Annotated in this window: 13 protein-coding genes; all 13 read left to right on the forward strand. The window is 41.2% G+C overall.

What is annotated here, in order from left to right; all coding sequences use genetic code 11:
* The first annotated feature begins 1 nt into the window (after window position 1).
* On the forward strand, window positions 2-1,153 hold the full coding sequence (locus tag ACO1QW_RS16480; RefSeq protein ID WP_486260418.1) for an ABC transporter substrate-binding protein: 1,152 nt from the start codon (window positions 2-4) through the stop codon (window positions 1,151-1,153).
* Window positions 1,150-2,301, forward strand: a complete 1,152-nt coding sequence (locus ACO1QW_RS16485) for a CaiB/BaiF CoA transferase family protein (protein WP_486260419.1) — start codon at window positions 1,150-1,152, stop codon at window positions 2,299-2,301. Before ACO1QW_RS16480 ends, ACO1QW_RS16485 begins: the two co-directional genes overlap by 4 nt.
* An 87-nt stretch (window positions 2,302-2,388) precedes the next feature.
* Entirely contained in the window at window positions 2,389-3,558 is a 1,170-nt protein-coding gene (locus ACO1QW_RS16490; RefSeq protein ID WP_486260421.1) for a CaiB/BaiF CoA transferase family protein, read from the forward strand.
* Between the two features lie 13 nt (window positions 3,559-3,571).
* A complete protein-coding gene (locus tag ACO1QW_RS16495) occupies window positions 3,572-4,420 on the forward strand; it encodes an amidohydrolase family protein (RefSeq protein WP_486260423.1) in 849 nt (282 codons plus the stop codon).
* 17 nt (window positions 4,421-4,437) lie between these two features.
* Entirely contained in the window at window positions 4,438-5,469 is a 1,032-nt protein-coding gene (locus tag ACO1QW_RS16500) for an L-rhamnose/proton symporter RhaT (protein ID WP_486260425.1), read from the forward strand.
* Window positions 5,470-5,642: 173 nt separating this feature from the next.
* A complete protein-coding gene (locus ACO1QW_RS16505) occupies window positions 5,643-6,713 on the forward strand; it encodes a Gfo/Idh/MocA family protein (protein ID WP_486260426.1) in 1,071 nt (356 codons plus the stop codon).
* 20 nt (window positions 6,714-6,733) lie between these two features.
* A complete protein-coding gene (locus tag ACO1QW_RS16510; protein WP_486260428.1) occupies window positions 6,734-8,125 on the forward strand; it encodes a pectate lyase in 1,392 nt (463 codons plus the stop codon).
* 1 nt (window position 8,126) lies between these two features.
* Entirely contained in the window at window positions 8,127-10,778 is a 2,652-nt protein-coding gene (locus ACO1QW_RS16515) for an alpha-d-galacturonidase (RefSeq protein ID WP_486260430.1), read from the forward strand.
* Window positions 10,779-10,852: 74 nt separating this feature from the next.
* Window positions 10,853-12,400 carry a glycoside hydrolase family 28 protein gene (locus tag ACO1QW_RS16520; RefSeq protein WP_486260432.1) on the forward strand — a complete coding sequence of 516 codons (1,548 nt, stop codon included), beginning with the start codon at window positions 10,853-10,855 and terminating at the stop codon, window positions 12,398-12,400.
* An 82-nt stretch (window positions 12,401-12,482) separates the two neighbouring features.
* A complete protein-coding gene (locus ACO1QW_RS16525) occupies window positions 12,483-15,245 on the forward strand; it encodes a glycoside hydrolase family 95 protein (RefSeq protein WP_486260434.1) in 2,763 nt (920 codons plus the stop codon).
* A 211-nt stretch (window positions 15,246-15,456) separates the two neighbouring features.
* Window positions 15,457-18,903 (forward strand): malectin domain-containing carbohydrate-binding protein, encoded by a 3,447-nt coding sequence (locus ACO1QW_RS16530; RefSeq protein WP_486260436.1) that lies wholly within the window; start codon window positions 15,457-15,459, stop codon window positions 18,901-18,903.
* Between the two features lie 68 nt (window positions 18,904-18,971).
* On the forward strand, window positions 18,972-21,701 hold the full coding sequence (locus ACO1QW_RS16535) for a family 78 glycoside hydrolase catalytic domain (protein ID WP_486260438.1): 2,730 nt from the start codon (window positions 18,972-18,974) through the stop codon (window positions 21,699-21,701).
* A gap of 11 nt (window positions 21,702-21,712) precedes the next feature.
* Window positions 21,713-22,726 (forward strand): zinc-binding alcohol dehydrogenase family protein, encoded by a 1,014-nt coding sequence (locus ACO1QW_RS16540; RefSeq protein WP_486260440.1) that lies wholly within the window; start codon window positions 21,713-21,715, stop codon window positions 22,724-22,726.
* Window positions 22,727-22,730 lie beyond the last annotated feature (4 nt).

Raw genomic sequence — 22,730 nt, forward strand, 5'->3', positions numbered from 1 at the left:
GATGGCATCAATTGTATTAAACGGAATCACGTGGGGACATAGCAGGGGTATTACTCCGCTGCTGGCTGTTTCGCAACGCTATTCCGAATTGCATCCCGATGTAGAGATCAGGTGGAAGAAAAGAACCTTACAGGAGTTCGCCGATTTCCCGATTGAAGAATTGACGAAAGAATATGACCTGCTTATTATCGATCATCCGTGGGTGGGTTGTGCCGATGCAACAAGATGTGCGTTACCGTTGAATGAATATTTATCAGCTGAATATTTACGTGATCAACAGGCAAATTCAGTTGGTCTTTCACATATCAGTTATAACTACAATGGTCGCCAATGGGCATTGGCGATTGATGCAGCAACACCGGCTGCCAGCTATCGCAAAGATCTGTTGATTGATGTGCCGCAAACATGGAACGATGTGATCGATTTAGCGAAGGATGGAAAAGTGGCAGTGCCCGCTATCCCTATTGATCTGCTCATGAACTTTTACACATTTTGTATTGCTCATGGTAAAGAACCTTTTCAAACCGAAGATGAGGTGATAGATGCAGCAACAGGTATAAAGGCTATTGAAACAATGAAGGAATTGTATACGGTGGTAGATAAGAAAATGTTCAACCGTAATCCTATTGCAGTAGCAGAATTGATGAGTACAACAAACGATTTTCTCTATTGTCCGTTTGCATACGGTTATTCAAACTATTCACGCAAAGGATATGCACAAAACCTGTTGCATTATACCGATGTGGTTTCTTTTAATGGAAAACGATTAAGAACAACCATTGGCGGAACAGGCATTTCTGTTTCAGCTTTTAGTGATCATAAAGATGTGGCAGTTGATTTTGCTGCGATGGTAACGTCAGGTGAATGTCAACGTACAATGTATGTGCAGCATGGCGGACAACCAGGGCATCGAAGTGCATGGACAGATGCTTCAGCCAATCATTTAACCAATTACTTTTTTACGCAGGTATTGCCGGTGATGGACAATGGTTATATGCGTCCACGTTACAATGGCTACCTGCATTTCCAGGATCATGCAGGCGATCCGTTGCAGGATTGTTTGGAGTATGATGGTGATCCTTCAAAAGCTTTAAGAGAAATGAATAAACTATACCAACAAAGTCTTTCAAAACAAACTGAAGTAACAGCATGAGTGCATTGCCATTAAACGGAGTTGTGGTGCTGGAGTTCAGTCAGTATCTATCAGGCCCATCGGCTGCTTTGCGTTTGGCCGATCTTGGTGCAAGAGTCATTAAGATCGAACGTCCGAACACAGGAGATGCTGGTCGTAAATTGGCGATTAAAGATTTGTGGGTTGATAATAATTCGTTGTTGTTTCATACCATCAACCGCAACAAAGAAAGTTTTACAGCAGATCTGAAAAACCCGGAAGACATTACCATTCTTAAAAAACTCATAGCAAAGAGCGATGTGTTGATCCATAATTTTCGTCCTGATGTTATGGGTAAAAATGGACTTGATTACAATACAGTTCAACAGATCAATCCACGATTGATCTATGCAGAAATTTCTGGTTATGGCAAGAAAGGTCCGTGGAAAAATAAACCCGGTCAGGATCTGTTATTACAATCAATCACAGGATTAGCATATACAACTGGTAACGGTACAAATGGTCCTGTACCATTTGGTATTTCCATTGCCGATATACTTGCGGGCTCTCAGTTAGTGCAGGGAATTTTAGGTGGATTGATCCGTCGTTCAAAAACCGGAAAAGGTGCTTTGATAGAAGTGAGTTTAATGGAATCGTTACTCGACTTCCAGTTTGAATTGCTCACCACATATTTCACCAATAATCAGCAACCATTAAGAAGTAAAGTAGCGAATGGTCAGCCATTGTTGAGTGCACCTTATGGTGTTTATCAAACAAAAGATAGTTATATCGCTATTGCCATGATGGATATTCATGTGTTGGGCGATACAATTGGTTGCGGAGCATTAAAGCATTTTGCGAAAGAAGATGCATTTGCATTAAGGGATGAAATAAAAACTGTGTTGGTAGAACATCTGCAAACTAAAACAACAGCATCATGGTTGGTTGCTTTGCAGGAAGCCGGGCTGTGGGCAATGGAAGTATTGAATTGGGATGAAATGACCGATCATGAAGCTTACCAGGCATTGCAGATGGAACAAACCATTCACGCAGGAGATAAAACGATCGTAACTACAAGATGCCCTATCCGCATCAATGGTAAACGATTAACAGCAGACAGACCGGCTCCGCAGTTAGGCGAACAGAATGAAAAGATCAGGAAGGAGTTGGAAGAAGTAGTTAGCCGATAGTTGTTAGTAAATAGTGTTTTGTTACGAGTTAAGTGTTACGGGTGTGTTTTCATTCACCATTAACGATTGACCATTCACAATTAAACAATGAAACTTTTAGAAGACATATTAGTGATCGATTTCAGCCAGTTTTTGTCGGGGCCTTCAGCGGCTTTGCGACTGGCCGATATGGGTGCACAGGTGATCAAGATCGAACGACCAGGCAGCGGCGATATCTGTCGTGAGCTGTATGTGAGCGATGTGATGATCGAAGGTGAATCAACAATTTTTCACGCCATCAACCGCAACAAACAAAGCTATGCAGCCGATCTTAAGAACGACTGCGATCTGCAAAAAGTAAAACAATTGATTGCTAAAGCAGATGTGGTAATGCATAATTTTCGACCCGGAGTAATGGAACGAATTGGTTTGGATTACGAAACGGTGAAACAGATCAAACCCGATGTTGTATATGCAGAGGTGAGTGGTTATGGAGTTGAAGGTCCGTGGAAAGATCTGCCAGGGCAGGATCTCTTATTGCAATCTGTTTCAGGATTAACATGGCTCAGCAATAATAACGATGAAAGTCCCACTCCAATGGGTGTGGCTGTGGTTGATATCATGGCAGGCACACACATTGCACAGGGAATATTAGCAGCTTTATACCAGAAAGCTGTAACAGGCGAAGGTGCATTGGTGCAGGTGAGTATGCTGGAAAGCATTCTTGATTTCCAGTTTGAAGTGTTGACCTGTTATTACAACGATGGACGGCAATTACCGGTGCGTGGTGCAGTGAACAGTGCGCATGCCTACATTGCAGCACCTTATGGTATTTATAAAACAAATGATGATTACATTGCATTAGCAATGACCAATATTCCAACACTTGCAAAGCTGTTGGAATGTGAGCCGTTGAAAGAGTTTATCAACAGCAACGATTGGTTTGCCAAACGTGATGAAATAAAATTGATACTGGCTGGTCATTTAAAAACAAGACCATCTGCTCAGTGGCTGAATATTTTAGAGAAGGCAGATATCTGGTGTGCACAGGTAATGGATTATGACCGGTTGGTGAAACAGGAAGGTTATCGTTCATTGGAAATGGAAGTGACGGTAAAAACAAGCAACGGTATTTCAGTGACCACTACACGTTGCCCAATTAAAGTTGATGGTGAAATATTACCTGCTGGAAAAGGTGCACCGTTATTAGGCGAGCACAATAAAGAAATAGAATATCAATTCGGCATAAAAGAACAATTGCAGACGGTTATTAAATGATCATTTGAAAAGAATGCGGCTTGCTGATACACATGTTCACATATGGGATTTTAACCGTGCAGAATATGCATGGTTAAAAGGCAACACATCTATACTCAATCGAACTTATAGTATTGAAGAACTTGAAACCGAACGAAGCAACATTGGCATAACGAAAGGTATTCTTGTACAGGCCGCTAATAATTTTGAAGATACGGATTGGATGTTGCATGTGGCCGATAATACTCCATGGATTGCTGGTATAGTGGGATGGTTACCGTTAACAAACCCCGATGCAACATTAAAAGCTCTTCATAATAAATACGGCAAAGAAAATTATTTTAAAGGCGTTCGTCATTTGATACATGATGAACCAGATGCAGAATGGTTATTGCAACCACAAGTGATTGAAAGTTTGCATATCCTGGCCGATCACAATATTCCCTATGATGTAGTTGGTGTTTTACCGGAGCATATTGAAACTGCTTTAAAGGTTGCAGCAAAAGTTCCGGAATTAAGAATGGTGTTCAATCATTTGAATCAACCACCCATTGCAACAAAAGAAAAATTCGGGAAGTGGGGTGAGCTGATGAAAGAAGCAGCAAAGCATAAAAATTTTTATGCAAAAATTTCAGGACTCGGATTAACAGCAAAAAAGGCTGATCAGTGGAAGAGTAATGATATAAAGCCTTATGTTGGTTTTGCAATAGAACAATTTGGAACAGATCGTTGCTTTATGGGCGGCGATTGGCCGGTTTCATTACTGGCCGGTTCTTACAGCAACACCTGGAAAAACTACAAACAAGTAATTCACGAATTGGTTGACGAGAAAGCAGCAGGAAAAATATTTTATGATAATGCTGCAAACTTTTATTCCTTTTAATCCATCTGCATAAGAATATGGAAGTAGTTAACGGAGTTTTGTTTCATGCCATTGGCGCTTCAAGCGCATCGCTTTGCTATACACCGCAGAAAAAAGTAAAAGGATGGAGCTGGCAAACTTACTGGTTGGCTCAGGCAGCAGTATGTTGGTTATTGTTGCCATTACTTGTTGCGTACATCACTATTCCCGAAATTTTTACTGTATTAAAGGAAGCGCCTGCATCTGCAATGCAGCGTTCATTTTTACTTGGTATTGCATATGGTGTGGGTGGTACTGCTTTTGGTATCGCTATACGCTACGTCGGTTTTTCATTGACCTATGCTATATCAGTTGGTATCAGTTGCGTGTTAGGAACTTTGTTGCCGCCGTTGGTTGCAGGCACATTAGGAGATATTCTTTCAGGAACAGGTGCCGGTTATTTAATTAGTGGGGTAACCATGGGTGCAATTGGTATTGCTGTTTGCGGAATGGCAGGCCGCAGTAAAGAAAAAGATATTGAACAACAGGTAAAGACAGAAACTGTTTTTTCTTTAGCGAAAGGATTACCGCTTTGTTTACTCGCAGGTGTGTTATCTGCATTGTATGGCTTCTCGTTAAATCAAGGTCAGCCAATTGCAGATGTGGCAGCTAAATATGGCGCAGGAAATTTTCAAGGTAATATCATTTATATTTTTTCGAACACAGGTGCATTCATCAGCACGTTGATGTATTGCCTGTATTTGCATCGGAAAGAAAAAACATTTTCTGAATATACTTCATCAGGTGAGAAAGGATTAGGATTGAATTATCTTATGTCGATATTGACCGGCTTTTTATGGTATGGCCAGTTTTTCTTTTATGGTCTTGGTCATGTGCGCATGGGTAAATACGAATTCAGCAGTTGGGCCATTCATATGATCCTGCTGGTGTTGCTGAGTGCAATTACAGGTTTGTTGATGAAAGAATGGAAAAACAGTAGTAGTAAAACGATTCGTTTGCTGGCAGTGGCTATTGTGATATTGATTACCGCAGTTTTATTATTAACACAAGGAAATAAGTTGGCGGAGTAGAGGCCTCCCCAAACCCCTCGAAAGGAGGGGCTTTCGACTCTGAAATTTTTAAAACGCTAAGAAATGGAAACATTATTTATAGCAACAATAAAAACAAATCAACAGCACTTTGAAAGCAAGGGCTGTGCTTTGATTTCCTCCCCTTTGGGGAGGTTAGGAGGGGCTTGGGTTTTATGACAGATCATCAAAGAGATATTGCTTCCGCACAATTGCCAATTTATATCATTGGTGCAGGCGGAATTGTAAACGCTGCTCACCTGCCTGCATACATGTTGGGAGGTTTTCTTGTGCAAGGTATTTGTGATATTGATCCCGTAAAAGCACAGGCAACGGCTGAACGTTTTGGTATTAAACAAGTATTTGATAGCCCTGAAGAATTGTTGCAACAGTTGCCTTCAAACGCCATCATTGATATTGCAGTGCCCGGTCCTGCATTGATTCCCTTGTTGGAACAATTGCCTGATGGTGCAGCTGTGCTGTTGCAAAAACCAATGGGTGAAGACCTGGATGCAGCAAAAAAGATATTATCAATTTGCAAGGAGAAGAAACTGAATGCTGCCGTTAATTTTCAATTACGTTATGCGCCATATATTCTTGAAATGAAAAAGATGATGGCGGATGGTTTGCTTGGTGAAATCAACGATATTGAAGTAAACGTAAATGTTTACACACCCTGGCATCTATGGGATTTCTTAATGGCATCGCCAAGAGTTGAAATTCTCTATCACAGTATTCATTACATCGATCTTATCCGACACATACTTGGGAATCCTAAATCGGTGTATGCAAAATCAACCAAGCACCCGAGCATGCCGGCATTGGCATCAGTACGCAGCAACATTATCATGGACTATGGTGATATGATACGTGCAAATATTCTCACCAATCATTGTCATAACTACGGCACGCCCAAACAACAATCTTACATAAAGTTTGAGGGAACAAAAGGTGCGGTGTTGATCAACTTTGGTGCGCTCATCAACTATCCACGAGGTGAAGCAGACAATTTTGAGTATGTGTTTTTGGAAGAAGGCAAAGAACCTCAATGGCAGGAAAAGAAAATTGAAGGCAGTTGGTTTCCGCATGCATTCATTGGTAGTATGGAACAATTGATGCTTGCTGCTGCAGGCAAAATTGAAAAGCCCGACAATGCAGTTGAAGACTGTATACATACCATGGCATGTACCGAAGCTGCATATATCAGTTGTGAAAAAGGCGGCATACAACCTGCAGAGCTTATTTAATTTTTCGAATCAATTACAAAATGATCAAACGAATAACAATTGCAATAGCATTATTTATTTTCTCGCAGGAATTGTTTGCACAACAAGTTGCGTTCCCCGGTGCAGAAGGTTTTGGTAAATATGCAACAGGCGGAAGGGGCGGACAAGTAGTTGCAGTAACTAATCTCAACGATAGTGGCGAAGGAAGTTTCCGCTGGGCATTGGAACAATATCCCGGCGAACCGTTGACAGTAGTTTTTGCAGTATCGGGTATCATCGAACTGCAATCAAAAATTCAGATCAAACGATCCAACTTAACTATTGCCGGACAAACCGCTCCAGGTGATGGCATCTGTTTAAAAAATCAATCACTCATTTTGAATGGTGCTTCTTCAAAAGGCAATCATGGCAATATCATTATCCGTTATATCCGTTCACGCCCCGGAGGCACACTAAAAACCGGTTTGTATGGTTTTGATATGGAGAACTGTCATGATGTAATTGTTGACCACTGCAGCTTCAGTTGGGCTAATGAAGAATGTGCAGCCATGTACGATACAAAAAATGTAACAGTGCAATGGTGCATTGTTAGCGAAGGATTATATGAAGCAGGTCATCAGAAAGGCCATCGTTCATATGGTGGTGTGTGGGGCGGACAGTATGCTTCTTATCATCATAATTTATTGGCGCATCTTAATAGCAGGGCTGTGCGTTTTAATGGCGCAAGAGCTCATGATACTATTGCCTTGATCGATTACAGGAACAATGTCATCTACAATTGGGGCAATGCCAATGCTGCTTATGGTGGTGAAGTGAATATTGCAGGTGGTGTATCGCAGGTGAACATCGTTAATAATTATTATAAGCCTGGTCCGGCAACTTCTTCCGAATTAAAATTTGTTAATGCATCTTATCAAAAAGAAGTGAGCAAAGGCACAGGTCAATGGTTTGTGGAAGGTAATATCATGGAAGGCGATAGAGCATTGACCAAGAAGAATATAAACGGTGTTGATCTGCAAGCACAAGGTTTCCCTTCACATGCTATTTCTGAAAAAGCATTTTCTGTAAACATTGCATTGCCTGTTGAAACAGCAAAGGAAGCGTATGAAAAAGTGTTGCGTTATGCAGGTGCCATTTTCCCGAAACGTGATGCAACAGATGAGCGTGTGGTAAATGAAACAAGAACGGGTACTGCTATCGGTATAGGGTCATTTGCTAAGCCCGGTATTATTGATAGTCCATTAGCTGTTGGCGGCTGGGCCGAATATAAATCTGCTCCTGCACCTGTTGATACAGATAAAGATGGTATGCCTGATGCATGGGAAACCAAAAAAGGATTGAATCCCAACGATGCTTCCGACAGAAACAAGACAGATGCCAGCAATTATACCATGCTGGAAATTTATTTAAACGAATTAGTGGAAGTGAAATAATATGAAGCAGATTCTTTTCATCCTGTCAATAATTGTTTGTTCGGTTGTATCGGCACAGGTGACGTATGAAAACAAGCAATCATCTGCACGAACAAATTTTGGTTTGCAGAAACTGAAAGCAACCATCGATCAATTGAAACTTAGTTCAGCAAAGCATAGTATTGTGTTGCTGAAACAGGCAAACGGAAAGAAAGAAGGATTTACGATTGAAACAAAGAATAACAAAACAACCATCACGGGTAACGATGAATCAGGATTATTGTATGGTTGCCTGGCTTTTGCTGATCAAATAAAAGCAACAAAGAAATTTCCTATAACATTTTCTTTGAATGATGCACCTGAGATGGTATTACGGGGCGCATGTATTGGTGTACAGAAACCTTATTATCTTCCCGGGCGCACCGTGTATGAATATCCTTACACACCTGCAACCTTTCCCTGGTTCTACGATAAAAAATTATGGATACAATATTTGGATTCGATGGTAATGAACCGTATGAATTCCTTGTATCTATGGAACGGTCATCCCTTTGCATCGTTGGTGAAGCTGAAGGATTATCCGTATGCCGTGGAAGTGGATGAAGCAACATTTAAAAAAAATGAAGAGATTTATCGTTTCTTAACAACCGAAGCAGACAAACGTGGTATCTGGGTGATACAAATGTTTTACAACATCATCGTATCAAAACCTTTTGCTGAACATCATAAGATCAAAACACAGGAACGTGAACGTCCGATCATTCCATTGATCGCTGATTATACAAGAAAATCCATTGCCGCTTTTGTTGAAAAGTATCCCAACGTTGGTTTAATGGTTTGCCTGGGTGAAGCGATGGAAGGAGTGGGCAATGATGATATTGAATGGTTCACGAAAACGATCATTCCCGGTGTGAAAGATGGGTTGAAAGCATTGAATAAAACGGAAGAGCCGCCAATTGTTTTAAGAGCGCATGATACCGATGCCCCCGGAGTAATGCGGGCTGCCTTACCACTGTATAAAAATTTATATACAGAAGCAAAATTCAACGGCGAAGCATTGACCTATGCACGACCAAGAGGAACATGGGCGGAATTACATCAAACATTAAGTAAGCTCGGCAGTGTGCAAATCGAGAACGTACACATTCTTGCCAATCTTGAACCCTTCCGTTATGGCTCACCTGATTTTATCCAGCAGAGTGTAATTGGAATGCACGAAGTAATGGGTGGAAATGGTTTGCATCTCTACCCGCAGGCTTCTTACTGGGACTGGCCCTACAGTGCTGATAGTGTAAAGGGAAAACGTTTGTTGCAAATTGAACGTGACTGGATCTGGTACAGTGCATGGAGCCGTTATGCATGGAAAGCAAAACGCAACCGTGAAGAAGAAATTATTTACTGGAGCAAACAACTTGCAGCAAAGTTCGGTTGCAGTGAATCGGATGGAAGAAGAATATTGACAGCGTACGAAGAAAGTGGAGAGATAGCTCCGAAACTGTTACGTCGTTTTGGTATTACCGATGGTAACCGTCAGACATTAACATTGGGGATGTTAATGACCCAACTCATCAATCCTTTCCGTTATGGTTTGTTTACGCTGTTGTATGATGCAGAAGCCCCTGAGGGGGAAATGATCCTTGATTATGCAGATAAGCAACAGAAAGGAATAAAGCATATTGGTGAAACACCGCCGCAGGTCGCAAAAGAAGTTGTTGTACATGGTGATAAAGCGGTTGCAGCTATCATGGAAGTATCAAGAAGAGTGACGAAGAATAAAGATGAGTTCAATCGCATTGTCAACGATATGTACTGCTATAAAGCAATGGCCGATCATTTCAGCAGCAAAGTGCAGGCAGCTGTGCAATTGCTTAAATACAAATACAGCGGCAATATTGCTGATCTTGAAATTGCAGTGCCCATGCTCGAAAAAAGCGTAAATGATTATAAAGAATTGGCGGCTTTAACTGCTGACACTTATCTATATGCCAACAGTATGCAAACACAGCAACGCAAAATACCCATGCGTGGTTCAAATGCTACATTTAAACATTGGACAGAAATGGTGCCCGTATTTGAAACCGAATTAAAAACATTCAGGTACAAAATTGATTCACTTAAGAATCGATCGAATACAAAAGTTCAGGAACGCAAACCGTTTCTGCAGGTTGATGCAAAGCTGAATCATGTTCCGGTTGTGTTGAATGAAGGTGCACAACTCTTCAGCGACACAAACTTTCGCATTAAACAACTTCCTTCTGAATTGAAGGGCATGAAAGCTGTGCAGTTAAATTACAGACAGCAGCTAAGAGAACCAACCGAAATCAATTTTTATACAGATAAGCCGGTGAAAATCCTGGTGGGCTATTTCAAAACTCAACGTGCAGCATTTACAACTGATACGGTTTTTGCAAAAGCACCGGAGTTGGAGACCAATGCCAGTGCCGATGATTATGGTCAGTCGGAAATTAAAATTTCCAACGCCATTGCTATTGAAGGAATGCCGCCAGTAAATATTCATACCTATTCGTTTAAAGCTGGATCGCATACACTCAAGCTGCCAAAAGGAGTTTGCCTTGTGTTGGGCTTTGTTGATGGCACACAGATCATTCCGGTGTATGATGCCATGCTGATGAGTGATGCGAAGAATAAAAATATTGATTGGTTGTTTGAATAGTCTCTCACGGATTGTACAGAATAGCACAGAAAAATCTGTGTATATCGGTGGTATCTGTGAGCAAAAATTATAAAATGAAAAAACTGATTCTCTTTGCTTTTGTTACGGCCGTTTGCTTCACTGCAACGGCGCAACGCTTTTATGATGTTACCAAATACGGCGCTAAGAACGACAGCAGCAAAATTGCAACAAAGCCAATTGCTGATGCCATTGCAGCTGCATCAAAAGCTGGTGGCGGCACTGTGTATTTTCCTGCAGGCAAATATTTAACCGGACCTATTCATCTCAAAAGCAATATCACCATCTTTATTGATGCAGGTGCCGAGCTTCATTTCTCTGATAATTTTGATGATTACCTGCCAATGGTGCAAAGCCGTTACGAAGGTGTGGATGTGATGAGCTTTTCGCCGTTATTCTATGCATACAAAGCAGAGAATATTGCCATCACCGGAAGAGGAACGATCAACGGTCACGGACAAAAATGGTGGAACTATGCACTGACGTTTTATAAAAACCAAAAAGAACGAAATAAATACCAGCTGTTGTTCGACAGTTTGAATCGAGATATTCTCTTGCCTGACGATCCAACACAAATGCAACGGGGATTTCTACGTCCACCGTTTATTCAACCATTGTATTGTAAGAATGTGTTGATTGAAGGAATTACGATCACCAATTCTCCTTTCTGGACTGTAACTCCTGAGTTTTGCGAAAACGTCACCATCAAAGGTGTAACGATCAATAATCCTCCTTCACCCAATACAGATGGTATCAATCCATCGAGTTGCAGGTATGTGCATATTTCCGATTGCCATATCAGTGTGGGTGATGATTGTATCACCATCAAATCAGGAAAAGATCTGCCGGGTAGAACAAAAGCAACGCCTGCAGAAAATTATACCATTACTAACTGTACAATGTTAAGTGGACATGGCGGCGTAGTGATTGGCAGCGAAATGAGTGGTGATGTAAAGAAGATCACGATCAGCAATTGTGTATTTGATGGAACAGATCGGGGAATACGTATAAAAACAGCAAGAGGTCGTGGTGGAGTAGTGGAAGATATTCGTGTAGATAATATCATCATGAAGAATATCAAAGCACAGGCGATCGTACTGGATATGGAGTATTCGAAAGTACCCTCTGAACCGGTGAGTGAACGTACGCCGCAGTTCCGCAATATCCGTTTCAGTAATATCACAGCATACACCAAACAGGCCATGTATATAAACGGCCTGGATGAAATGCCAGTGAGTGAGATCAGTTTAAACGATGTGGTGTTTGAAGCAGAAACAGGGATCACTATCCGAAATGGAAAAGATATTGAACTTCACAATGTGAGGGTGAATGTAAAGACAGGGCCTTCTTTATCAGTTGAGAAAACAGAGCGATTAGTTGTTGATGGTTTTGTTTCTGCCAAACCATTATCGACTGCGCCTCTCATTCGTTTCACCAATGTGCAGAATGGATTGTTGCAGAATAGCTGGCCTTACGCTGGAACAAAAACATTTATTGAAATAAAAGGGACGAATACGAAAAATATCAATTTTAAGAACAATGTATTAGCCGAAGCAACGGTGATCGTTGCTGATGATGTAAATAAAGAAGAGGTGAAACAGTGATGAATAGAATTGTTGCGGTACAAGTGTGCGACGCAACATAAGCTAAATAGAAATCAAGAAGATGATTTACAAAAAAATATACTTGGCTCTTGCAATAACATTCTGTTGTTTGCAAATGTTGCAGGCACAAGATTTAAAGCTCTGGTACAAGCAGCCTGCAGTAAAATGGACAGAAGCATTGCCGCTTGGTAACGGACGTATTGGTGCGATGTTGTTTGGTGGCATTGAGAACGATCGCATTCAATTCAACGAAGAAACTTTATGGACAGGTGAGCCGAGAGCATATAGTCGTCCTGGTGCGTATAAATATTTAGACAGCATACGCCAGTTATTATTTCAAGGCAAACAAAAAGAAGCCGAGGCATTAGCGGAAAAAGAATTCATGGGTTTGAAAAGTTATGATGGTGAAAAAGCAGGTTGGATAACAAAAGTGACGAATGACAAAAAATATGCTGCAACAAATTTTGATGACAGCAAATGGGCAACGCTGACAGTGCCGAGTTGGGATGGTTGGGAAACTGTTGGGCATGAAGGGTTGGATGGAGCTGTGTGGTTTCGCACAAGTTTTGTTTTACCTGATGATTGGAAAGAAGAGGATATGGTTTTTGATTTCAATCGTATTCGTGATTGGGATTATACGTATGTCAATGGACAGTTGGTGGGCAGTCAGCAAAACACAGAAGGAAGAAAATATACTGTTGCAAAAAATATTTTGCACAAAGGAAAAAATACAATTGCCATTTTGGTGCTCAACTTTTCTGATAAGGGCGGCATTTATGGTTATAAGGATACGGTGAAACATATTGGCGTTTATCCGGTGAATAATGAAGCAGCAGCGATTTCTTTAAATGGTCAATGGAAATATTTTGTTGCGAGTGACAATCCGCCGCCGGTTGGTGCCTACCAGGCATCGTACCAGCCGTTTGGTGATTTGAATTTGAAATTCAGAAATACAAGTACTGCAACCAATTACAGAAGAGAACTGGATATTGCCAATGCCGTTGCAACTACTTCGTATAGTGCCAACGGTATAAATTATACAAGAGAGTATTTTGTAAGTCAGCCCAACCAGGCAATCGTTATTCATCTCAAAGCTTCTCAAAAAGCAAGTATCAGTTTTACTGCTGAGTTAAGCAGTCCGCACAAAAACTATACTGTTACAAAAAGTAATAATGATCTGGTGTTGTCGGTGAAAGTAAGAACAGGTGCATTGCGTGGTGAAAGTTATTTGCGTGTTGTTGCAAAAGCAGGAACAGTTAAGATTGAGAATGGATTATTGACAGTATCCAATGCGGATGAAGCAACGATCTACCTTACTGCAGGAACAAACTATAAAAATTACAAAGACATTACTGCTGATCCCAAATTACCTTGTGTAAATGCATTGGCATCTGTTACAGGAAAAACCTATCAGCAAGTTAAAGCAGCGCATATTGCCGAATATAAAAAATGGTTCAATACATTTTCAATTGTAATGGGTGATAGCAGGAAAGCTGCTCTGTCTACCACTGACCGCTTGAATAATTTTGTAAATGGTGATGATCCATCCTTTGCTGCATTGTATGTTCAGTATGGAAGATATTTGTTGATCTCATCTTCACGCCCCGGTACAAGACCGGCCAACCTGCAAGGTATCTGGAATGATTTAATTAATCCACCATGGGGAAGTAAGTATACAACGAACATCAATGCGCAAATGAATTACTGGCCGGCAGAGTTGTTGAATTTATCGCCGATGCATGAGCCGTTGTTTGATATGATCAGTGAACTCGCAGTAACAGGAAAACAAACAGCAAAAGATCATTACAATGCACCTGGTTGGGTATTGCATCACAATACTGATCTGTGGAGAGGTACTGCGCCGATCAATGCTGCCAATCATGGTATATGGCAAACAGGCGGTGCATGGTTGTGTCAGCATTTGTGGGAACGTTATTTGTTTACGCAGGATAAAAACTTTTTACGCAGCAAGGCATATCCTATTATGAAAGAAGCAGCCTTGTTCTTTAACAGTGTTCTTGTAAAAGATCCGGTAACAGGTTATCTCATCAGCACACCATCGAACTCACCAGAGCAGGGTGGTTTGGTGGCAGGACCAACAATGGATCACCAGATCATCCGTGCATTGTTTCAACACGTGATTGAAGCAAGTGAATTATTAAATGTTGATGTTGCTTTACGAAATACATTGAAAGAAAAATACAAACAGATCGCACCAAACATGATCGGTAAACATGGTCAGTTGCAGGAGTGGATGCAGGATAGAGATGACCCCAACAACAAGCATCGTCATATTTCGCATTTGTGGGGCATGTATCCGGGTAATGAAATTAATTACGATGAATCACTTGCCATGATGAATGCTGCCAAACAATCATTACTCTTTCGTGGTGATGAAGCAACCGGCTGGAGTCTTGGCTGGAAGATCAATTGCTGGGCACGATTTAAAGATGGAGAACATGCATTCACTATGGTGAAAATGTTATTGAGTCCTGTGAAAGGTGGAGCAGGGAGTTATCCGAATTTATTTGATGCACATCCGCCATTCCAGATCGATGGAAATTTTGGTGGTGCAGCCGGTATTGGTGAAATGCTGGTACAGAGTCATACAAAGTATGTTGATATTTTGCCTGCTTTGCCTGCTGCCTTTGCAGATGGAGAAGTGAAAGGCATTTGTGTGCGTGGTGGTTTTGTGATGGATATGCAATGGAGTGCAGGCAAACTGGTGAAGTTGGTTGTGCGTTCTAAAACAGGCAACGATCTTAACATGCGTTACAATGGGAAAGTGGTTACTGTTAAAATAAAAGCAAATACGGTTTATAATTTCAATGGAGAGCTTAAATAACAGCCCCCTTCCAGCTTCCCCCGAAGGGGGAAGAGCTTCAGCGCTCAGCCCTCGCTTTGCAAAGCTGTTGACGGTGTTTGTATGTACGCAAAATTTTATGGAAGCTAAATTTTATCAGGTATTTACAGAAGCAAGGGCTGTGTTTGGGAAATCCCCCTTCGGGGGACTTAGGGGGCTGCTTCTTTGCGTCTTTGCTCCTCTACGTCTCTGCGTGAAATTCTTTGTGTTGCTTTGTGCTTTTTTGTCTTCGTGGTTCAATGTATTTTCTCAACGCCAGGATATTTCCTTAAATGATAACTGGTACACTATTGCAACCAACAACGACCAAGTACTTCCTTCCAATACTTATCAATCAACCATCACAAGCAACTGGAAAAAAGTAAACATTCCACACAACTGGGATCAATACGAGGGCTACAGAAGACTTTTGCATGGTAACCGTCACGGCGACTCCTGGTATCGCAAAACATTTACAACCAAGCATACCAAAACAGGCAAACGTTTCTTTTTGTTTTTTGAGGGTGTTGGATCGTATGCAACCGTTTATCTCAACAATAAAAAAGTAGGTGAGCATAGTGGTGGACGAACAACCTTTACTATTGATGTAACAGATGTAATTAAAACTGATGGCACTGCCAATCAGTTGGCAGTAAGAGCCTATCATCCTTCCAACATCAAAGATCAGCCGTGGGTTTGTGGCGGCTGCAGTGATGAACGTGGTTTTTCCGAAGGTTCACAACCGATGGGTATTTTTCGTCCTGTGCATTTGATGGTTACAAATGATGTGCGTATTGAACCGTTTGGTGTACATGCATGGGCTGATATACAAAAGGAAGAAGCAACTCTTTCCATCAATACAAACTTTAAAAATTATTCAAACAAGAACAGAACTGTTACTATTTTTCATCAGCTGATCGATACAAAAGGAAAGATCGTGAAAGAAGTTTCATTTGCACAACAGATGAAGGCAAAGGATTCGCTGACAGTTTTGCAAAAGGAAATCAAGATAATTAAGCCAAACTTGTGGTCGGTGGAAGATCCGCATCTCTACAAGATCGTTTCAGTCGTCAAAGAGAACAATCTTGTTCTTGATAAAACAGAAACAGAATTTGGTTTCCGCACCATCAACTGGAAAAATCCCACGAACCAATTTATCTTAAACGGCAAACCTGTTTTTATCAATGGCATTGCTGAGTATGAACATTTGCTGGGGCAAAGCCATGCGTTCAGCAAAGAACAAATTATCTCCCGTTTCAAATGGATACAATCAGCAGGCTTTAATGCATTTCGTGACGGGCATCAGCCACATAATTTATTATATGGACAATTATGTGATGAGAAAGGGATTCTCTGGTGGACACAATTATCAGCACATGTATGGTATGATTCACCTGAGTTTAGAAAAAATTTCAAACAACTGTTGAAGGAATGGGTGATCGAACGACGCAACAGTCCATCTGTTGTGTTATGGGGTTTGCAGAATGAAAGTAAACTGCCGGAAGATTTCGCCAGAGAATGTACGGAACTGATCCGTTCACTTGATCCCACTGCATCGTCGCAAAGATTAGTTACAACATGCAATGGAGGCAGTGGTACCGATTGGGATGTGCCACAAAACTGGACGGGTACGTATGGTGGTAATCCTGCAACGTATGATGATGATGTAAAGAAACAAGTGTTGATCGGTGAATATGGCGCATGGCGTACCATTGATCTGCATACCGAAGGTGGCTTTAATCAAAACGGTGTGTTGAGTGAAGATCGCATGGTGCAGTTGATGGAACAGAAAGTGCGTTTGGCAGAATCGGTGAAGGATAGCAGTGCAGGACAATTCTTTTGGTTGCTCACATCACATGATAATCCCGGTCGTGTGCAAGGTGGTGAAGGTTTGCGTGAACTGGATCGTATCGGCCCGGTGAATTATAAAGGTTTGCTCACGCCATGGGAAGAACCAACGGATGCATTCTATATGTTCCGCAGCAATTATGCGGATAAGAATAAAGAGCCGATGGTTTACATCGTTTCGCATACATGGCCCAACCGCTGGATGAAACCCGGTATTAAAGATAGCATTTATGTGTACAGCAATTGTGATGAAGTGGAATTGTTTAATGATATCAATGGATCATCGTTAGGTAAACGAAAGAAGAACGGTATTGGCACACATTTTCAATGGGATAAAGCAAGTATTCAATACAACGTGTTGTATGCAGTGGGTTATGTAAATGGGAAGGCTGTTGCAAGAGATGTGATCGTATTGAATCATTTACCTGCATCACCGAATTTCAAACAACTGTATGCAAATGCAAAACCTGTAACCAAACCAGCAGCAGGTTATAAATACATCTATCGTATTAATTGTGGTGGGTCTGGGTATAAAGATGAAAACGGTAATATCTGGTTAGCTGATAAGGGATTTGCCAAATCATGGACGAAAGATTTCCCTGAAGTGCCCAACAACTTTGCAAGTCAACGCAGAACATTCAGTCCAATTAAAGGAACGAATGATTGGAAATTATTCCAGGATTTCCGTTACGGAAAAGATAAACTCAGTTACCAATTTGCATTGCCTGATGGTGAATACTTAGTTGAACTTTATTTTATTGAACCGTGGTTAGGTATTGGTGGTGGCATGAATGCAAAGGGCATGCGTTTGTTTGATGTAGCATTCAATGGTAAAACAGTATTGAATGATCTGGATATCTGGAATGAAGTTGGGGCAAACACAGCTTTAAAGAAAACAGTGAAAACAAATGTAAAAGGTGGGAAGCTCATCATTTCATTTCCTGAAAGTAAATCGGGGCAGGCTGTTATTTCTGCTATTGCAGTTGCATCGCAAAAGCCGGGTATTAAACCTGTTGCTGTATCATCACTTATAAGTAATCTTTCCTGCAGTAATTGTAAAGAACAAAGCTGGTTGGATATTGGTGATAAAGTTTATGCTGATGAAAATATCCGTTTCAATTCGCTTCCATCAAATTTGTTTGGCGCAGATTGGTTACAGTTAAAGACTAAAACAGTAGTTGATAAAATTTCATTTACCGCTAAAGAAGATCTTGATCTTTTTATTGCAGTAAAATTAAGTATTCAGCAACCAGCAGGTGCTGAGTTTACAAAAACAGAAATCATTACCGATGAAGCAGGCAGCACGGGCTACAATGTGTACAGAAAACGTTTACTGAAAGATCAATCAATAGCCGTTGAATTGAATCAACATTCATTGCTTGCTTTTTTACCTGTAAACAAAATGCAACCTGCATACGATCTCAAACCTGTCACGCCTTACAGAACAAATGTTGCAATCGTAGGTGAAGGCTTCACAAAAGATTCCGTGAATGGTCGTTTATGCGCTGTTGTAAAAACAAATACTGCAGCAAATATTCAATGGCCTGTGCAAACAGGTGTGGCTGATATTTATTCCATCACCGTAAAATATTATTACCCGAAAGAACAGGTTGTGAAAGGGAAACTGTCGTTATACGATGCAGGTGGCAACAGGATGATGCAGGAAGAGGTTCAGTTTACTTTTACACGCAGTGGTAAGTGGAACCAGTTTACGGTGAACACCGGTTCGCAGATCAACGCCGGTAATTATGTGGTGAAGCTGGAACTCGATAACGGGGAGCAGCTTGCGGTTTCTGGAATAGAGATACAATAATGGTGAATGGTGAATTGTGAATGGTCAATGTTAAAGGCAAGATGATGATGAAAGGATACTTTTTGATAATGCTGTTTTTTTTGCTGGGCTTTCAGTTGAATGCGCAACAGCTTTCTGTTGCAAATCTTCGTTGCGAAAGCAGAACAAACCCCTTGGGTGTGGATGTTGTGCAACCAAAACTCAGCTGGCAATTGCAATCCAGGCAACAGAACGTTTTACAAACTGCTTACCGCATTCTTGTTGCAGATGATGCAGCATTGCTGAAAAGGAACATCGGTAATGTGTGGGATTCAAAACAAATCAAATCTTCCGCATCAATACAGGTTGGATATACAGGCAAAGCACTACAGTCAGCAAAAAAATATTTCTGGAAGGTACAGGTATGGGATAATAAAGGAAATGCATCTGCATGGAGCAGCTCTGCATTGTGGCAAATGGGTTTGTTACAAATAAAGGATTGGAGCAATGCAAAGTGGATCGCTTATGAAAATCTGCCCGACAGTTTAAAGATCATTCCTGCCGAACATGGTAATGGGAAAAAAGAATGGGGCAAACGACCCGATGTGTTACCGCTGTTCCGCAAAACATTCACTGCAACAAAAAAGATCAAACAGGCAACTGCGTTCATCTGCGGATTGGGTCACTTTGAATTCAGCATTAACGGTAAAAAAGTGGGCGATCATTTTTTAGATCCGGGATGGACGAAATACAGCAAACATGCACAATATGTGAGCTTTGACATCAGCAACTATCTTAAGAATGGAACGAATGCAATCGGCGTAATGCTGGGCAATGGCTTTTATTACATTCCCGGTGAACGTTACCGGAAGATGACGGGTGCTTATGGTTATCCGAAAATGATCGCAAAGATCATTTTGGAATACACCGATAATACTTCATCAATTATTATCAGTGATGAAAGCTGGAAAACCTCTCCTTCACCCATAACCTATTCAAGTTTATATGGCGGTGAAAATTATGATGCAACACTTGAACAAAAAGGATGGAACGAAGCCGGCTTTAATGATAACAGCTGGAAGAAAGTTGTAATTGCTGAACCGCATGTATTGGTAGCACAAACTGCACCACCAGTAAAAGTAATGCAGCAGTTCAAACCGATCAGCACAAAAGAAATTAAAAGCAATGTGTGGATGTATGATATGGGGCAAAACATGTCGGGCATTCCGCAGACAGTTGTAAAAGGAAAACGTGGCGATACCATTCGGATCACACCTGCTGAATTGTTGAAAGAAGATGGAACATCCAATCAACGGGCAACAGGCAGTGCAAGTTATTATCAATACATTTTAAAAGGTGAAGGCGAGGAAACATGGCATCCTCAGTTTACCTATTATGGTTTTCGTTATGTGCAGGTTGATGTATTGCCTGCAGGAAGCAATGCAACAGCTGATCAAACAAAAATTATTTCAGTAAATGCATTACATACAAGAAACAGTGCTGATGATGCAGGTTCGTTCAGTTGTTCGAATGAATTATTCAATCAAACAAACAGTTTAATCAAGTGGGCCATAAACAGCAACATGCAAAGTGTGTTTACTGATTGTCCGCATCGTGAACGTTTGGGTTGGCAGGAGCAACTGCATTTGATGGGTACAGCACTGCAATACAATTATGATATTCATGCGCTGGCGAAAAAGATCACGGCAGATATACGTGCAGAGCAAAATGCTAACGGTCTTGTGCCTTCAACTATTCCGGAATACACAGAAATGCATTTTGCTGATGGTTATTTCCGTGATTCACCGGAGTGGGGCAGCAACGCCATTTTGTTTCCCTGGTATTTGTATCAATGGTATGGCGATAAGGAAGAGTTAAAGACGAATTATGCAACCATGCAGCGTTACATGGATCATCTACGCAGTAAAGACAGCAGCTATTTGCTGATGTATGGTTTGAGTGATTGGTATGATCTCGGACCCAACCGTCCGGGTTTTTGTCAGCTGACACCAATGGGATTAACAGCAACTGCTTATTACTATCACGATCTTGTGGTGATGAATAAAATTGCAACATTGTTGGGCAAGAAAAAAGATGCGCTGTATTACGAGGCATGGGCCGATACGGTGAAGCAGGCTTTCAACAACATGTATTATCATCCTGACACAAAACAATATGGCAGCGGCAGCCAAACGTCGAATGCAATGGCGGTTAGTTTTGATCTGGTGAATGAAAAAGATAAAGCAGCACTAATTGAAAACATCGTGAAAGATATTCAACAACGCAACTATGCATTAACAAGTGGTGATATTGGTTTCCATCATTTGCTGAAAGTACTGAACGATGCAGGTCGAAGTGATGTGATTTATAAAATGAATAACCGCAACGATGTGCCGGGATATGGTTACCAAATTTCAAAAGGTGCAACTGCATTAACAGAATCTTGGTTGGCAGCGCCGATCGTCAGCAATAATCATTTTATGCTTGGGCATTTAATGGAATGGTTTTATGCAGGCCTCGCAGGTATTCAACAAAAAGAAAGTTCTATTGCTTACAAGGAAATTGTGATCAAACCTGAAGTGGTGGGTGATGTAACCCATGCCAAAGCAAGTTTTCAATCGCCGTATGGATTAATTAAAAGCGAGTGGACAAAGTCAGCAACTGCCTTTAACTTGCAGCTGCAATTACCTGCCAACACTACAGCGATTGTGTATGTGCTTGCACAGAAAGGCCAAACGGTTTTAATGAATGGAAAGAAAGCAACGGTTGTATATGAAGGTGGTAGAGCAGTGGTGAAGATTGGTTCAGGTAAATATGAATTTAGAGTAGCAAATAATTAATAAAAGAGTTTATGAAAGCATTAGTGTGTCAGCAGCCGGGTTCATTTGAATATGTTGAAAAGGAAGCACCCGCCATTCAACCCGGTCGTGCCATTTTAAAAGTAAAACGCATTGGTATTTGCGGAACAGATCTGCATGCCTTTGAAGGCACGCAACCTTACTTCGCTTATCCACGTGTGCTTGGTCATGAGTTGGGTTGTGAAATTGTACAGGTAGATGCTAATGCAGGTTTTGAAGTAGGCGAACGTGTAACACTCATTCCTTATTTCAACTGTGGTGAATGTATTGCATGCCGCAATGGTTTGCCCAACTGTTGTGCAGCTATCAATGTATTTGGTGTGCATGTGGATGGGGGTATGATGGAATATATTTCTGTTCCTACATCTGCATTGCTGCATGGTGGCGATATGAGTTTTGATGAACTGGCATTGGTTGAACCGTTGGCGATTGGTGCGCATGGTATTCGCAGGGCAGGTGTTCGTGCAGGTGAGTTTGTATTGGTGATCGGTGCGGGCCCGATTGGTTTGGGTATTATGGAGTTTGGTCGCATTGCAGGCGGACAAGTCATTGCAATGGATGTAAACGATACACGTTTGAATTTTTGTAAGGACAAACTGAAAGTGCAGCATACCATCAATCCATTGAATGAAGATGTGCTGCAGCGCTTGAAAGAAATTACCAATGGCGATATGCCAACGGTAGTGATTGATGCAACAGGAAATCAGAAAGCAATCAACGGCGCATTTCTTTATATGGCGCATGGTGCACGGTATGTGCTGGTGGGTTTGCAGAAAGGAGAACTGATTGTTGCACATCCTGAATTTCACAAACGTGAAGCAACATTAATGAGCAGCAGGAATGCCACCCAGGAAGATTTTGATCATGTGATGATGTGTATGCGAAACAAACTGGTTGATCCTTCAACTTACATCACCCATCGTGTACAGTTTGATGAAGTGAAAGATAATTTCAAAAGCTGGCTCGATCCGAAGAATGGTGTTATTAAAGCGATGGTGGAAGTTTGAACCA

It is taken from the genome of Lacibacter sp. (assembly GCF_057361365.1).

Coding starts and splice junctions, on each gene's coding strand:
- ACO1QW_RS16480 (WP_486260418.1), top strand. CDS start 2: ATGGCATCAATTGTATTAAACGGAATCACGTGGGGACATAGCAGGGGT.
- ACO1QW_RS16485 (WP_486260419.1), top strand. CDS start 1,150: ATGAGTGCATTGCCATTAAACGGAGTTGTGGTGCTGGAGTTCAGTCAG.
- ACO1QW_RS16490 (WP_486260421.1), top strand. CDS start 2,389: ATGAAACTTTTAGAAGACATATTAGTGATCGATTTCAGCCAGTTTTTG.
- ACO1QW_RS16495 (WP_486260423.1), top strand. CDS start 3,572: ATGCGGCTTGCTGATACACATGTTCACATATGGGATTTTAACCGTGCA.
- ACO1QW_RS16500 (WP_486260425.1), top strand. CDS start 4,438: ATGGAAGTAGTTAACGGAGTTTTGTTTCATGCCATTGGCGCTTCAAGC.
- ACO1QW_RS16505 (WP_486260426.1), top strand. CDS start 5,643: ATGACAGATCATCAAAGAGATATTGCTTCCGCACAATTGCCAATTTAT.
- ACO1QW_RS16510 (WP_486260428.1), top strand. CDS start 6,734: ATGATCAAACGAATAACAATTGCAATAGCATTATTTATTTTCTCGCAG.
- ACO1QW_RS16515 (WP_486260430.1), top strand. CDS start 8,127: ATGAAGCAGATTCTTTTCATCCTGTCAATAATTGTTTGTTCGGTTGTA.
- ACO1QW_RS16520 (WP_486260432.1), top strand. CDS start 10,853: ATGAAAAAACTGATTCTCTTTGCTTTTGTTACGGCCGTTTGCTTCACT.
- ACO1QW_RS16535 (WP_486260438.1), top strand. CDS start 18,972: ATGCTGTTTTTTTTGCTGGGCTTTCAGTTGAATGCGCAACAGCTTTCT.
- ACO1QW_RS16540 (WP_486260440.1), top strand. CDS start 21,713: ATGAAAGCATTAGTGTGTCAGCAGCCGGGTTCATTTGAATATGTTGAA.